16 protein-coding genes are annotated in these 13,786 nt (G+C 66.5%); 5 read left to right on the top strand and 11 right to left on the bottom strand.

The window, feature by feature from the left end; all coding sequences use genetic code 11:
* Window positions 1-37: 37 nt before the first annotated feature.
* The 4 genes from AC3WS4_RS18095 to AC3WS4_RS18080 are packed head-to-tail and all read right to left on the bottom strand — an operon-like array spanning window position 38 to window position 2,715.
* Window positions 38-487: a hypothetical protein gene (locus tag AC3WS4_RS18095; RefSeq protein WP_056345843.1), complete on the bottom strand. Its 450-nt coding sequence runs from the start codon at window positions 485-487 to the stop codon at window positions 38-40.
* Window positions 480-1,115, bottom strand: coding sequence for a CoA transferase subunit B (locus AC3WS4_RS18090; protein WP_056345845.1), 636 nt, complete (start codon window positions 1,113-1,115; stop codon window positions 480-482). The genes AC3WS4_RS18095 and AC3WS4_RS18090 overlap by 8 nt, the downstream gene beginning before the upstream one ends.
* On the bottom strand, window positions 1,115-1,993 hold the full coding sequence (locus AC3WS4_RS18085) for an HAD family acid phosphatase (RefSeq protein WP_492737122.1): 879 nt from the start codon (window positions 1,991-1,993) through the stop codon (window positions 1,115-1,117). Before AC3WS4_RS18085 ends, AC3WS4_RS18090 begins: the two co-directional genes overlap by 1 nt.
* The gene (locus tag AC3WS4_RS18080; protein WP_492737120.1) at window positions 1,993-2,715 is read right to left on the bottom strand and encodes a CoA transferase subunit A; all 723 of its coding nucleotides are present in this window, start codon (window positions 2,713-2,715) and stop codon (window positions 1,993-1,995) included. Before AC3WS4_RS18080 ends, AC3WS4_RS18085 begins: the two co-directional genes overlap by 1 nt.
* A gap of 91 nt (window positions 2,716-2,806) precedes the next feature.
* On the opposite strand from AC3WS4_RS18080, the gene AC3WS4_RS18075 reads away from it, so the two are divergent.
* Together AC3WS4_RS18075 and AC3WS4_RS18070 are read left to right on the top strand one after the other, a co-directional pair.
* Complete coding sequence (locus tag AC3WS4_RS18075) at window positions 2,807-3,733, top strand: LysR family transcriptional regulator (protein ID WP_056347189.1); 927 nt, start codon at window positions 2,807-2,809, stop codon at window positions 3,731-3,733.
* Window positions 3,734-3,768: 35 nt separating this feature from the next.
* Entirely contained in the window at window positions 3,769-4,578 is an 810-nt protein-coding gene (locus tag AC3WS4_RS18070; RefSeq protein ID WP_492737118.1) for a universal stress protein, read from the top strand.
* Between the two features lie 4 nt (window positions 4,579-4,582).
* Here AC3WS4_RS18070 and AC3WS4_RS18065 read toward each other — a convergent pair whose 3' ends face one another.
* From AC3WS4_RS18065 to AC3WS4_RS18055, 3 genes are all read right to left on the bottom strand, one after another.
* Entirely contained in the window at window positions 4,583-5,242 is a 660-nt protein-coding gene (locus tag AC3WS4_RS18065; protein ID WP_492737116.1) for an HAD-IA family hydrolase, read from the bottom strand.
* A 59-nt stretch (window positions 5,243-5,301) separates the two neighbouring features.
* Entirely contained in the window at window positions 5,302-6,921 is a 1,620-nt protein-coding gene (locus AC3WS4_RS18060) for a peroxidase family protein (protein WP_492737114.1), read from the bottom strand.
* A 176-nt stretch (window positions 6,922-7,097) separates the two neighbouring features.
* Window positions 7,098-8,207: a DUF2855 family protein gene (locus AC3WS4_RS18055; protein ID WP_492737112.1), complete on the bottom strand. Its 1,110-nt coding sequence runs from the start codon at window positions 8,205-8,207 to the stop codon at window positions 7,098-7,100.
* A gap of 56 nt (window positions 8,208-8,263) precedes the next feature.
* Between AC3WS4_RS18055 and AC3WS4_RS18050 the strand changes: the two genes are divergently transcribed.
* Complete coding sequence (locus AC3WS4_RS18050) at window positions 8,264-8,647, top strand: DUF488 domain-containing protein (RefSeq protein WP_492737110.1); 384 nt, start codon at window positions 8,264-8,266, stop codon at window positions 8,645-8,647.
* On the opposite strand, the gene AC3WS4_RS18045 is transcribed toward AC3WS4_RS18050, so the two are convergent.
* Together AC3WS4_RS18045 and AC3WS4_RS18040 are read right to left on the bottom strand one after the other, a co-directional pair.
* Window positions 8,644-9,333, bottom strand: a complete 690-nt coding sequence (locus AC3WS4_RS18045) for a VIT1/CCC1 transporter family protein (RefSeq protein WP_492737108.1) — start codon at window positions 9,331-9,333, stop codon at window positions 8,644-8,646. The two genes, AC3WS4_RS18050 and AC3WS4_RS18045, sit on opposite strands and share 4 nt — an antisense overlap.
* A 19-nt stretch (window positions 9,334-9,352) precedes the next feature.
* A complete protein-coding gene (locus AC3WS4_RS18040) occupies window positions 9,353-10,273 on the bottom strand; it encodes an SMP-30/gluconolactonase/LRE family protein (protein WP_187141199.1) in 921 nt (306 codons plus the stop codon).
* 46 nt (window positions 10,274-10,319) lie between these two features.
* Here AC3WS4_RS18040 and AC3WS4_RS18035 point away from each other — a divergent pair, with 46 nt between their 5' ends.
* Both AC3WS4_RS18035 and AC3WS4_RS18030 read left to right on the top strand, forming a co-directional pair.
* The gene (locus AC3WS4_RS18035) at window positions 10,320-10,919 is read left to right on the top strand and encodes a TIGR02466 family protein (RefSeq protein WP_492737106.1); all 600 of its coding nucleotides are present in this window, start codon (window positions 10,320-10,322) and stop codon (window positions 10,917-10,919) included.
* Window positions 10,920-11,042: 123 nt separating this feature from the next.
* Complete coding sequence (locus AC3WS4_RS18030; protein WP_492737104.1) at window positions 11,043-12,482, top strand: NAD-dependent succinate-semialdehyde dehydrogenase; 1,440 nt, start codon at window positions 11,043-11,045, stop codon at window positions 12,480-12,482.
* Between the two features lie 146 nt (window positions 12,483-12,628).
* On the opposite strand, the gene AC3WS4_RS18025 is transcribed toward AC3WS4_RS18030, so the two are convergent.
* Both AC3WS4_RS18025 and AC3WS4_RS18020 read right to left on the bottom strand, forming a co-directional pair.
* The gene (locus AC3WS4_RS18025; protein WP_492737102.1) at window positions 12,629-13,390 is read right to left on the bottom strand and encodes an SDR family oxidoreductase; all 762 of its coding nucleotides are present in this window, start codon (window positions 13,388-13,390) and stop codon (window positions 12,629-12,631) included.
* Window positions 13,387-13,770: a dihydroneopterin aldolase gene (locus AC3WS4_RS18020; RefSeq protein WP_056345871.1), complete on the bottom strand. Its 384-nt coding sequence runs from the start codon at window positions 13,768-13,770 to the stop codon at window positions 13,387-13,389. The genes AC3WS4_RS18025 and AC3WS4_RS18020 overlap by 4 nt, the downstream gene beginning before the upstream one ends.
* Between the last annotated feature and the right edge of the window lie 16 nt (window positions 13,771-13,786).

Here is a 13,786-nt window from a genome sequence, read left to right as displayed (position 1 = left end):
TAGCGGCGACTTCCCCCGCCGTCACCCCCGCAGCGGCTCACGGTGCCAGATGGCGCCAGGCCTTGAACGTCCCGACCGCGTAAACCGCGCCATAGACCAGCACGATCAGCGAAGACCAGATCGCGAAACTGTCGCTATGCTGCGGCCGCCACAGGTGGAGGGGCACAAAGACCAGCCCGCGCAGCAAGTAGACGCCGGTGATGACGATCAGCCCGGTCCGCAGCAGCGGCAGGCGCGGAAGCGACCCGGCGCCCGAAAAAGCATAGGCGGCCCAGACCATCAGCACGGCGGCAATCCCCAGCGTGATCAGCGTCGGCGTCCAGTCGCCGCGCGCGGCGGCGCGCGCCATGCCCTCGCCGGCGCCGAAAAACCGATACCAGTCGGGGCCGCCGAAGATGCAGGCGATGTGCAGCAGCGCGGCCAGAACCGACAGCCACCCGCCGACGATCAGCCAGGCGGAGCCGGGACCCGCCGCGACATCATGCAATATAATGCGCCGTCGTCTTTTCGGCGACGTCCTCGGCCGTCACCCCCGGCGCGAGTTCGATCAGCCGGAACGGGCTGTCATGGTCGTCGCGTTTGAACACCGCGAGGTCGGTGATGATCATGTCGACGACATTCTGTCCGGTCAGCGGCAGCGTGCAGGCCGGGATGAACTTGGGGCTGCCGTCCTTGGCGTTGTGTTCCATCACGACGATGATCTTCTTGACCCCGGCGACGAGGTCCATCGCGCCGCCCATGCCCTTGATCATCTTGCCCGGGATCATCCAGTTGGCGATGTCGCCATTTTCGGCGATTTCCATCGCGCCGAGCACGGTCAGGTCGATATGCCCGCCGCGGATCATCGCGAAACTGTCGGCCGAACTGAAATAGGCCGTTTGCGGCAGCTCGCTGATCGTCTGCTTGCCCGCGTTGATCAGGTCGGCGTCCTCGTCGCCTTCCAGCGGGAAGGGCCCGATGCCGAGCATGCCATTCTCCGACTGCAGCGTCACCGTCATCCCCGCGGGGATATGGTTCGCAACCAAAGTCGGGATGCCGATGCCGAGGTTGACGTAATAGCCGTCCTGCAGTTCCTTCGCGGCGCGCGCCGCCATATCATCACGCGTCCAGGCCATTATTTCGGCTCCCATTTTTTGTCGGAGGGGAAAGCGTCGTCCCAGCCCAGCTTTTCCCAGGGGCCATAGACGGGATTGGGGAAAAGGAACCAGCCCTTGTCCCATAATGCGGTGGCGCCCGCGCTGGTCGCGAGCGCCATGCGCTGCGCCGCGGGCAAATCCCTGACGTTGAACTGCTGGCTGAAATCGCCGAGCTGGTCGCCGCCAAGGATGATGACGCAATATTTCGATGCGATCGCCGCGCGGCGGCCGTCCTTGCTCGATCCGCCGGCGTCGTCGCCCATCAGGAACAAGGTCTCGCCATGCTTGAACTCGCCAAGCCCGGCGGCGCGCAGCGTATCCTCGCTACCCTTGGCATTGGCGGCGCTGCGGTTGGTGTTGGCGATCACGGTGATCCCCGCGGCGCGCAGGGCGTTCACCATCTCGATCGTGCCCGGCATCGCGACCGCCTTGCCCGCGCCGCTCTTTTCCCACTGGTCCCAGACCTTTGGGTCGAAGCTGGTGCCCGTCTCGGCGAAGTGGCGCATCGGACCCAGGTTCCAGATCAACGTTTCGTCAGCGTCGAACACCGCGGCAAAGGGTTTGTCGCCGCACGGCTCGAATGCCGGGGCATCGACGCCCGCGCCGGGCGCGAGCACGACGCTGTCCTTCGGCCGCTGCTTGATCCGTCCCACGCCATAGTCGGCGATCCGCGCATTGGTCGTACGCACCGCAACCGCCGCCTCGGGCGAGCCATAAAGATATTGCAGCGCGACCGGGGGCTTGGCCGCTTCGACCGGCGCGGCGGCGGCGGGCGGCGGAGGCGTTGTTGCGACCTCGGCCGGCGCACTCGCACAGCCCGCGAGCAACAGTGCGCCGGTCAGGGCGACGGCGCGCATCACGCCGCGCCGACGTTTTCTTGGCGCGGGCGCACGGTGCGGAACTCGATCTTCTTGTCATAGGGCGCGCCGACGATCATCCGCTTCACATAGATGCCCGGCAGGTGGATGGCGTCGGGGTCGAGGCTGCCGGTCGGCACGATCTCTTCGACCTCGGCGACGCAGATTTTCGCCGCGGTCGCCATTGGCTGGTTGAAGTTGCGCGCGGTCTTGCGGAAGATGAGGTTGCCGCTCTCGTCGGCCTTCCATCCCTTGATGATCGCGAGGTCGGCAAAGATACCGCGTTCGAGGATATAGTCCTGACCGTCGAAATTCTTCACTTCCTTGCCCTCGGCGACGAGCGTGCCGACGCCGGTCTTGGTGTAGAAGCCGGGGATGCCCGCGCCGCCCGCGCGGCAGCGTTCGGCGAGCGTGCCCTGCGGACAGAATTCGACTTCGAGTTCGCCGGCCAGATATTGCCGCTCGAACTCCTTGTTCTCGCCGACATAGCTGCTGATCATCTTCCGGACCTGCCTGGTGCGCAGCAGCTTGCCGAGCCCTTCGCCGTCGATGCCGGCGTTGTTGCTGGCGATCGTCAGGTCTTTGGTGCCCGCGTCGCGGATCGCGTCGATCAGCCGTTCGGGAATGCCGCAAAGGCCGAAGCCGCCCGCACAAATCTGCATGCCGTCGAAGAGCAGTCCTTCGAGTGCGGCGGCGGCGTCGGAATAGCGCTTGTTCCCCATGAAACAGCCTCCTTGATGGGTGATCGGCGCCGACATTGGCGCATTTGATCCATCAATTCTAATTATTCTAATTTTCCGCTATGCATAAATGATGTCTATCAGTCGCATCTCGCTCTACCATCTCGAAACCCTACTGTGGATCGACCGGCTGGGAACCTTTTCGGCGGCGGCCGAGCGCCTGAACACGACCCAGCCGGCGGTGTCGGCGCGCATGCGCGAGCTGGAGCAGCGGATGGGGGCCACCCTGTTCCGGCGCGACGGGCGCGGCATGTCGCTGACCGCGGCGGGGCGCAAGCTGGTGCGCGATTGCGATCCGCTCCTGCGCGACATGCAGCGCGCGTTGCTCGGCTCGGGCGGTTTTGCCGAGGCGAGCGGGGTGGTGCGGATCGGCGCGGGCGAGATCGCGGCGGCAAGCTGCCTGCCGCCCTTCGTCGCGGCGCTCAAGGACCAGATGCCGGGGGTCGGGCTGGAGATCGAGATCGACCTCACCGCGAACCTGATCCAGCAATTGCTCACCGGGCGCACCGACATCGCCTTCGCCGCCGGGCCGGTCGCGCATCCGGCGCTCAAGACGCGGCCGATCGGCGAGGTCGCGCTGGTCTGGCTGGCGAGTCCAGCGACCGCCGCGGCCTTTGCCGAAGGGCGTGAAGGCGCCTCGGTGCCCGTCTGGTCGCTTGCCAGCCATTCGCCGATCCACGGCCGGATGCGCGAGGCGATCCGGTCGTCGCGCATCGCGCAGAAATCGCTCAACCTCTGCAACAATGCGCGGATGATGATCGACATCGCGCGGGCGGGCGGCGGCGTCGGCATCTTTCCCGAACCGATGGTGCGCGGCGCGATGGCCGAGGGGGCGTTGGTCGAACTCGCGGGGCTGCCCGCGCTCGCGCCGGTCGAATTCCAGGTCGCGATGCGCGTCGCCGATACCGAGCCGGTGCTGACGCGCATTTTCGACGAAGCGGCGCAATTGCGCATCGCCGGCGCAAATTTGACCCCGGTCAATGATGGGGCATCCGGCTGACGCCAAGAGGGACCCCATCAGCACAGGAGGTCCCGATGCGTTCGATTCTCGTCCACGCCGATCATGATAGCGCGAATGAAGGGCGGTTGCAGACCGCGCTCGCTATCGCGCGGCGACAGCGCGCGCATGTCACGCTGATGATCGCGACGCCGTTCCAGCAATTCATCGCGGTCGATCCGTTCGGCGGTACCTATCTCGCCACCGAGGCGATGGCGAAGGCGCAGATCGACGATGCCGCGCTCGACGCGGCGCTGTCGGCGCGGCTCGCGAAGGAGGATGTGCCGTGGGACATCGCCGCCGCCGACGGCGATATCGCGGCGTCGCTCGCGGCGGCGGCGACCTTCGCCGACCTCGCGATCGTCAGCCTGCCGGGCGCCGGGCACGATCGCTGGAAGGAACCCGGCCTGCTCCCCGGCGACCTTGCGCTGGCGATCAGCGCGCCGGTGCTGGCGCTGCCGCGCGACGCGGCGACGCTCGATCTCGATGCGCCCGCGATGGTCGCCTGGAACGGCAGTCCCGAGGCCGCGCACGCGCTGCGCGCCGCGCTCCCGCTGCTTGCCGGACGGCGGGTCGAACTGGTTGGCGTCGGCGAAGATGACGGACGGCTGCCCGCGACCGATGCGCTCGCCTATCTCTCGCGCCACGACATCCATGCCGAGGCGCGGGTCATCCCGCGCGGGACGCTGTCGGTCGAAGAGACGCTCGAGGGCGCCGCGCTCGACATGGGGGCGGGGCTGATCGTCATGGGCGCCTTCGGCCGCAGCCGGCTGCGCGAGACGCTGTTCGGCGGGGTGACGCGCTATCTGGTGACGAGCGGGCGCATCGCGCTGCTGCTCGCCCACTGACGCGTCAGGGCAGCGCGATCCCCAGCACCGCCGACAGGTCGGCGAGCGCCTGTTCGCCGCTCGTCACCTTGATCGCGTGCATGCCCAAGCCGGCGGCGGGTTTGCAGTTGATGCCGAGGTCGTCGAGATAGACGCACTCGGCCGGCGCGACGCCCAGCGTTTCGCACATCATCAGATAGATGGCGGGGTCGGGTTTGCGCACGCCGGCCTTGCTCGATTCGATGACATGCTCGAAGCGCGCCATGATGCGCGCGACTTCCTGCGCGGCTTGCTCGCTGCGCGTCATGCCGGCGCCCTTGATCCCCATCTTGCCGCCGGGGACATTGTTGGTGATGCACCCGATGCGAAAGCCCTTCGCCTTCAGCGTGTCGAGCGCCGTCACCATGTCGGGCCTTACCGCCCCCGCGATCACCGCCAGCACCGCGCTGCCTTCCAATTCATGCCCGAGAGCGCGGGCCTCGTCCGCGAACAGCGTGTCGAAGGTCGCGGCGTCGATTTCGGCGCGCTCGAACTTCGCCCAGGCATTGTCGTCGGGGTTGGCGGCATTGACCCGCCGCACGAAATCGTGCGGCAGCCCGCGCTCGGCCTCGAGCCGGTTGAAAGCTTCAAAGGGGGACGCGGTGATGACGCCGCCGAAGTCGAAGATGACGGTGGTGATGGACATGGCGCGGCTAGAGCGAAATTTGCCCGCCGCGTCAAACCGCCATTCGCCGATCTTCCCCCTCAGTCGCGCCGCCAGTCGCGCCGCGTCATCCCGACGAAACGCTCGCCGAGCCCGCGGGCGTTGCGTGTCAATATGTCGCGCAGCGTGCGGGTCGCCTCGATCGCTTCGAGGCCCTTGGCGGTAAAGGCCAGTTCGCGGTTCGCCGGATCGCCATAGACATGGCGGCTGAGCAGCGGGTTGGTCAGGGCCTGCGAAAAGGCGTCCATCGCCACCATCGCCAGGATCAGGTCGGGCAGCGGGCCGTTGTGACCCACCGGCTCGGCGAACAGGCCGACATAGAATTCGACATTGTCGGGCGTGCCGTAAAGCGCCTCCAGCTCGCTCGCGAGGGCCTTGCGGCGGGCATCCTCGGCGGCATTCTTGCTCTTGCCGACGATGTTGCGAAAGCTTTCGGCCCGGTCGAGCCCCATGGCGGCGCGATAGGCATTATAGCCGTCGATATGGTTTACGCGTGCCTGTTCGACCGCCTTGGTCTCGGCCCGGATCAGGAAGCTCGCCGAATTGTGGAGACCAATCTGCATCGCGTTGTTTGCCGAAATCTCGGCGAACGAGGTTGCCAGCCCGTCGCGCAGCACCAGCCGGTTGTCGAGCAACAGTCCGGCACCCGGCAGCGTCGCGCCGCCCCAGGCGAGGGTTTCGGGCACCAGCGAATGCCAGCGATAGAGCAGGCTGAACTCGGCGGTCATCCAATTGGGGCGATTCCAGTCGGCTTCCCACGCGACCTCCGGATCGGCGCGAAAGCGGAAGGCCGATGTGTTGATGTGGTTGATATATTCCTCGACCACGATCTTGATGAACATGAAGATCAGGATGTTGCGCGCGATCTGGAACACGCGCTCGTCGTCCCAGCCGGGGTTCTGTGCGTCGAGCATCGCCGCCAGCCGGTTATGTTCGCGCAGGAACAGGGTGTTGACCATCGTCACCTGCGGCGAGGCATTGGCGCGGTCGCCGCCCACCGCGAACAGCGATTTTTTCCCTTCGGGCGTGGCATGATCGAGTCCGAGCGGCGGGTCGAGAATCTGGCTGCCGTCGTCGGCCAGGAAATGCGGGTCGATGCTGCCGTCGTCGCGATAGAGGAAGGGCGGCCACTCCTCGCCGCCGACCGTCTGGGTCTTGAGCCGGCCCTTGTGCCCCGCGGTTTCGCTGCGCAGCCGCAACACATCGGTCTGGCGCCGGGTGCGGCCATAGAGCGCGCTCAGGTCGATCTCGTGATTGCTCGTCGTGCGCCGCCGGTTGGTCAGCGCGTCGTCGTTCGACAACTGGGTGCGGATAAAGCCGTCGGTCAGATATTGGGCAAAGGCCGGAAACAGGCAGGTCGATTTGGCGCAGGGGCGCTGCCCGCCCGGACCGGGAGCGAACAGCGCCGCGACGCTGTTTTCGGGCGGTCGCCGGCTGCGCATCGCTTCGGCATCGGGATAACGGTTCGCCGACAGCAGCCGCGCATTGTAACTGCGGTCGGTCAGCCCGTCCCAGCAGATATAATCATAGCGCGTGCTCCACGGATGCGGGCGGTTGCGCGCGCCGTCGACCAGCTTGTCGATCAGGAATTCATTGACTCCGCTACGGCCGGCGACCGCAGTGATCGCCTTCAGCGCCAGATCTTCGAGAAAACTACCCATGTCGCCCTCCATCCCCCATGATCGGGATTGTTCGGACTTGGCGAGCGACGATTTTCGAAAGACGCCCGTTGCAGCGACCGGCGTTTCTGTTCTGGCCCCGCGACGGCGGGGGCCTTTTCATACACGAAAAGTGGCGGCTCCGCACCGCCAATCGACGGGCGGAGCCGGGGATCGGATCAGGCGGGCAAGACCAGGATGCCCGCCTTCGGGTCGGCGTCGCCCGACAGCATTTCGCGATAGGCGGCAAGCGCCGCTTCGCCGCCGTGGCGCTTGTCGATCGTCGCGAGTCGCGGCGCGACGTCCATGAACGCCAGCCAGGCTTCGGCGATCTTCCGCCCGAACGCCGGACCGCCCCAGTCGGCGATGCGTTTCTGGCTGCGGCCGGGGGCGAAGAATCCCTGGCGCTCGGGGCCGGGCAGCCCCTCGACATCGGCCTGCGCATCCCAATGCGACTTGCCGACGATGATCGACGCCTGCAGCTGGCCGCCGAAATGGCTGTGCACGACGCGCGTCACCGCGCCATTGCCCGCCATGTCGACGAGCGCGGCGGGTGTCGCGGCGTTGAGCGTCATGATCTGGTCATAGCTGATCACGCGGTCGTAGATGCCCTGCGCGGCGAGCGCGTCGACATTGGCGGCGCTGGTCAGCCCGATCGTTTCGGGGCGGTGCCCGCCGCGCTGCGCGAGCGAAAAGCCGAGGCCGATCGCGGTCTTGCTCGACGCGCTCGCGATCAGGATCTGCTGGACGCCATAGTCGCCCTCATCCTCGAACTGGTCGGCGATCAGCCAGCCGGTCAGGAACAGCGGGCGGAACACCGGCCAATAATCATGGTCGGCGGCGCGATAGTCGGGCAGCGCGCCGATCCGCTGATACTGGTTATAGATCGGGGGCAGGGTGGTGCGGCGCGGCGTCACATCGGTGAAGCCGCCGGCGCCGGCGTTGCCGACATTGAGCACGGCATGGCTCGCCATCGGATAATAGCCATAGAAAGTCTCGCCGACCGTCACGCCGTCGGCGTCGCTCTCCGTGACGGTCGCGAATCCCCACACCGGGAGACGGCCCGGCGTGTCTTGCTCGGCAAAGAAATCCCAATAGCCCTGGTCGTTGCCGAACAGTCCGGCGGGCTTGCCGAACACCGCATAGGTGATGTTGTTCGCGGTCATCGCATAGCTGTCGACGCGCACGCGGACCTGTCCCGGCGCCAGCGGCGCGGCGGGATCGGCCACAAGCGCGGCACGCGCAATATCATCGCGATCGATGTCGATCGCCCATCCGGTTTCATTCATGTGCGGACCCCTCCGGCTGCTTGCCCGCGAACGCGGGATGGTCGATAGTCATACAGATGGCAGCGCCCCTGACAATCGCGGTGAAACGCATTTACGAACCGGCCGGGTCGGACGACGGCACCCGCTTCCTCGTCGACCGGCTGTGGCCGCGCGGGGTGTCGAAGGAGAAGGCCGCGCTCGCCGCCTGGCTGAAGCCGCTGTCGCCCAGCGACGATCTGCGTGAACGCTTTCATCATGCGACAGCCGATTCGGATGAGGCGTGGGACGCATTCCGCCATGGCTATTTTGCCGAGCTCGACGGCGGCGGAGACGAGGTGAAAGCGGCGCTGTTCACCCTCGATGCCGCCGCGAAGGCGGGTCCCGTGACATTGCTTTACGCCGCGAAGAGCGAAGAGCGGAACAATGCGGTGGCGCTGCGCGAGTGGCTGCTCGCGCGCTAACCCGCCACCGCGCCGAACAGCGACCCGATCGCGATCGTCGCCGCCATCGCCATCGCGCCCCAGAAGGTGACGCGGACCACCGGGCGCAGCATCGGCGCATTGCCCGCCCGGGCGCCCAATGCGCCGAGCAGCGCGAGGAAGAGCAGCGACGCCGCCGAGACGGTCCACGGCAGCGATGCGCCGCGGTCGAAAAATACGGTCGCCAGCGGCAGCGCGGCGCCGACGGTAAAGCTCGCGGCGGAGGCGGCCGCCGCCTGGATCGGCCGCGCCGCCATCTCGCGCGACATGCCGAGTTCGTCGCGCAGATGCGTGTCGAGCGCGTCGTGCGCGGTCAGTTGCGCCGCGACCTGTTGCGCGAGCGCGCGGTCGAGACCGCGCTGCTCGTAGATTTGCGTCAGCTCCTCCAGCTCGAACTCGGGATCGGCGGCAAGGTGCCGCTTTTCGAGCTCGACGTCGGCTTTCTCGGCGTCGCCCTGCGAACTCACCGACACATATTCGCCCGCCGCCATCGACATCGCGCCCGCGACGAGGCCCGCGGTGCCGGTGACGAGGATCGACGAGGCCGAGGCGCCCGCCGCCGCGACCCCGGCGATCAGGCTGGCGGTCGAGACGATGCCGTCATTGGCCCCCAGGATCGCGGCGCGCAGCCAGCCGATCCGCGTGACGGCGTGGGTTTCCTCGTGCATGCGTTTCCCGTTTCTGGTCCTAATATTGCAGCTGCAGTCCCGGCCGCGCCCAGCGGGTCTTCACCAGCCGTCCGCTGCCCGACAGCGTCAGATAGGCATCCTGCCGGTCGGGTCCGCCGAACGCAATATTGGTGGTGAAGATGTCGTCGGTCGCGACGAATTCGACCAGTTCGCCCGCTGGCGACACCACCGAAATCCCGCATTCGCCGATCGTCGCGACGCAGATGTTGCCCGACGCCTCCATCGCGAGGCTGTCGAAGAATTTATAGCCGGCGGGGCGATAGAGCGGGATGCCGGGGCCGCCCGGTCCGGCGTCGGCGGCGACCTTGCCCGGCGCGACGATGTTGAACTTCATCAGGCGGCAGGTGTAGGTCTCGGCGGCATAGAGTATGCTGCCGTCGGGCGACAGGCCGACGCCATTGGGGTTGTTCGACGGAAAGATGACCTCTTCGATAAAGCTGCCGTCGGCCTTGGCGTAAAAGATGCCGACGATGTCGTGGCTCCGCTTGCTGTAATCGATCTTGCCATGGTCTGTGAACCAGAAGCCGCCATGCGCATCGAACATGATGTCGTTGGGGCCGCGCAAAACGACCCCGTTGTCGCCCGACTTGTACAATATCTCGACCGCGCCGGTGTCGATGTCGATGCGTTCGATCCGGCCGCCCGAATAGTCGCTCGCGATGCCGTGCGGCGCCAGATAGCCGTTCGATTCGACATAGTTGAAGCCGCCGTTGTTGCAGCAATATAGCTTGCCGTCGGGACCGATCGCGAGGCCGTTGGGACCGCCGCCGGGGGTTGCGATCACTTCCTTCCTGTCGCCGGGCCAGCAGCGCGTGATGCATCCGCGCTCGATCTCGACGACGATGACGCTGCCGTCGTCCATCACGACCGGCGCCTCGGGAAAGCGCAATCCGCTCGCGATCAATTCAAACTCGGCCATCCTCGTCTCCCTTGCGTGTGCTTTGCTGCTGTGCTTTGCGCGCATCATGCCCGTTCGTTCGCTCTTCGCCAGTATTTTCTACGAAGCCGACATCGGTTCGGCGGACCTGCTCGAAGAGCTGGAGGAAAGCAGCCGGCTGTTCGCCGAAGAGGATGGCGCGGGCCGGCGCTGGAGCCGCGACCATGGCTATAAGGGCTACACCAGCTACGCGAGCCTCGGCGACCTGCCCGAGCGCGATCCGGCCTTTTATGACCTGAAAAAGCTGCTCGACAAGGAGGTCAAAGCCTTCGCCAAAGCGGCGCATTTCGACCTCGCCAAGCCACTCAAACTCGACAGCCTGTGGGTCAATATCCTGAAACCCGGCGGCACCCACAGCGGCCATATCCATCCGCACAGCATCGTGTCGGGGACCTTCTATGTCGCGGTCCCGCCGGGATCAGGCGCGCTCAAGCTCGAGGATCCGCGCCTCGCGATGCTGATGGCGGCGCCCGGCCGCACCGACGATGCGCCCGAACATCTGCTGCCCTTCGTCTATGCCGAGCCCGCTGCCGGGCGCGTCTTCCTTTGGGAAAGCTGGCTGCGCCACGAGGTCATGCCGCACACGGGCAAGGGCGAACGCATCAGCATCAGCTTTAACTATCGCTGAGGGCGACTATATCACCCTTGTCATTGCGAGGAGCGAAGCGACGCGGCAATCCAGAGTCGCGTAAACCGCCTTGGATTGCTTCGCTTCGCTCGCAATGACGAAGTTTTTGATCGAGGACCCCCCATGACCGACACCGCCACCTACGACGCCGACCTTCAGCTTTTCATCGCCGGCGCCTGGCGAAGCGGCGAGGGGCGCGAGGCGCGGCCGGTCTATAACCCCGCGACCGCGGGCACGATCGCCGAGCTGCCGGTGGCGACCGCCGCCGACCTTGACGAGGCGCTCGCCGCCGCCGACCGCGGTTGGCCGAGCTGGCGCGCCAAGACCCCCGACGAGCGTGCCGCGCTGATGCACAAGGCGGCCGGGATCATCCGCGAACGCGTCGACCATATCGCCACGCTGCTGACGCTCGAACAGGGCAAGCCGATCGCCGAGGCGCGCGGCGAAGTGCTGTCGGCGGCGGGGTTGCTCGCCTATTTCGCCGAACAGGGCAAGCGCATCGAGGGTCGCGTGCTGCAGCGTCCGGCCGGACAGCGCGCAATGGTCACCAGGCATCCGATCGGCCCCGTCGCGGGTTTCAGCCCGTGGAACTTCCCGGTCAATCTGATGGTCAAGAAGATCGCCCCCGCGCTCGCCGCGGGCTGCGTCGTGATCGCCAAGGCGCCGGAGGAAACCCCGGGCTGCACCAGCGCGATCATGCGCTGCCTGATCGACGCCGGCATCCCCGGCGATGCCGTCCAGCTCGTTTATGGCGATCCCGACATGATCAGCCGCCACCTGCTGGCCAGCCCGGTGATCCGCAAGGTCAGCTTCACCGGTTCGACCGCGGTCGGCAAGCATCTGATGAAGCTCGCCGCGGATAATGTTCAGCGCATTACGATGGAACTCGGCGGTCACGCGCCGGTGCTGATCTTCGACGATTGCGATCTCGAGGCGACGCTCGACAAGGTCGTGTGGCAGAAATTCCGCAACGCCGGACAGGTCTGCATCTCGCCGACGCGCTTCTATGTCCAGCAGGGCATTTACGACGCGTTCGTCAAGGGTTTCGCCGAGCGCACCGCGAAGGTGAAGATCGGCAGCGGTCTCGACGCCGATACCCAGATGGGCCCGCTCGCCAATGCGCGCCGCGTGCCCGCGCTCGAGGCTCTGGTCGCCGACGCCAAGGCGAAGGGCGCGCGCGTCATCGCCGGCGGCGAGGCGACCGGCAACGGCTATTTCTTCCAGCCGACCGCGATCGCCGACGTCCCGGTCGAGGCCGATGCAATGAACATCGAACCTTTTGGCCCGATGGCATTGATCCGCCCGTTCGGAACCGAGGACGAGGCGCTGGAGCAGGCGAACCGGTTGCCCTTCGGCCTTGCCGCCTTCGCCTTCACCGAAAATGGCCGCCGCATCAACCGCATCGTCGACAGCATCGAAAGCGGCATGGTCGGGGTCAACAGCTTCGTCATCTCGACCCTCGACATGCCGTTCGGCGGCATCAAGCAATCGGGCTTCGGCAGCGAGAGCGGCCCCGAAGGGCTCGAGGGCTATCTGGTCACCAAGGCGGTGCATATTTATTGAGGTAAATCCTCCCTGTCGCGAAGCGATGGGGAGGGGGACCGCCGCGAAGCGGTGGTGGAGGGGCCGCGACGTTGCGTTATCGCCCCTCCGTCAGCGCTCCGCGCTGCCACCTCCCCATCGCTTCGCGACAGGGAGGAATATCCAGTTCAATCCCGCTCCAGTGCGACAAAATCGCGTGCCATCGGCGCCAGATGCGCGCCGCCGTCGACGAAGATCGTCTGCCCCGTCACCGCCTCGGCGCGCGCAAGATACATCACTGCATCGGCAATCTGCCCCGGCGTCGGCAGCGCGCCGAGCGGCATGCGTTTGCCGAGCCGCTCGACCTGCGGCGCCGAATAATCGCCGGTCGCCATCGTCAGCCCCGGCGCCACCGCGTTGACGCGTGCGCGGCCGCCGAACGCGACCGCCAGCGTCGCCGTCGCCTGCCACAAGGCCGATTTCGACAGGCTGTACGCGATCTGGTCGGGCACCGGGTGGACGACGCGCTGGTCGACGATGTTGACGATCGCGGGGCGCCGCCCTTCGCTCGCGGCGACGAGCGCCTTGGCGAGCATCACCGGCGCGGACAGATTGACCTGCATCATCGCGGCGAGCGCCGCCGCCGACAGGTCGGTCCATTCGCCCTCGGCGAAATGCGCCGCATTGTTGACCAGCAGGTCGGGCGCGCGGCCGAATTTCTCGATCACCGCCGGCACCAGCGCATCGACCGCAGCCGGATCGGACAGGTCGGCGGCGAAGCGGTGGCTCACCGCTCCCGTCTCGGCCAGCGCCTCGGCCAGCACCGGGTCGGCCTCCGCAGCGGTGCGCTTGTGCAGCGCCAGCGCATAGCCTTCACGCGCCAGCCGCGCCGAAATCGCGGCGCCGACGCGGTGGATGCCACCCGTCACCAGCGCCAGCTTTTGCGTCATTTGCCCAAACCCGGGCGGGTTCGCCGCATCGTGATACCGATCTGTTCGCCTTCCTCGGCGATCGCCAGCTTGACGATCTTGACCTCGACCGCCTCGACCTTGTCGTCCTGCAGGAACAGGGTGTCGATGATATGGTCGGCGACGCTTTCGATCAGCACGAAATGCACATCCTTGGGCAGCCCCTCGGTCGCCGCGAATTTCAGGTGCATATAGTTCTTCGACCGGCTGAGCGGCGTCGTCGGATCATAATGATCGGCCATCGCCAGCTTGGCGCGCACCGAAATACGCAGCGGCTGCGGCAAATGGGTTTCTTCGGAATAAATGCCGGTCAGCACCTGGACGGTCAGCCCGTCCACCTCCAGCCACAATGTATCGGTCACAAGAAATTCCTGTTCG

The sequence above is a fragment of the Sphingopyxis sp. EU05-FHT14B03 genome, assembly GCF_058790875.1.
This window is presented reverse-complemented; position numbering and strand designations above follow the sequence as displayed.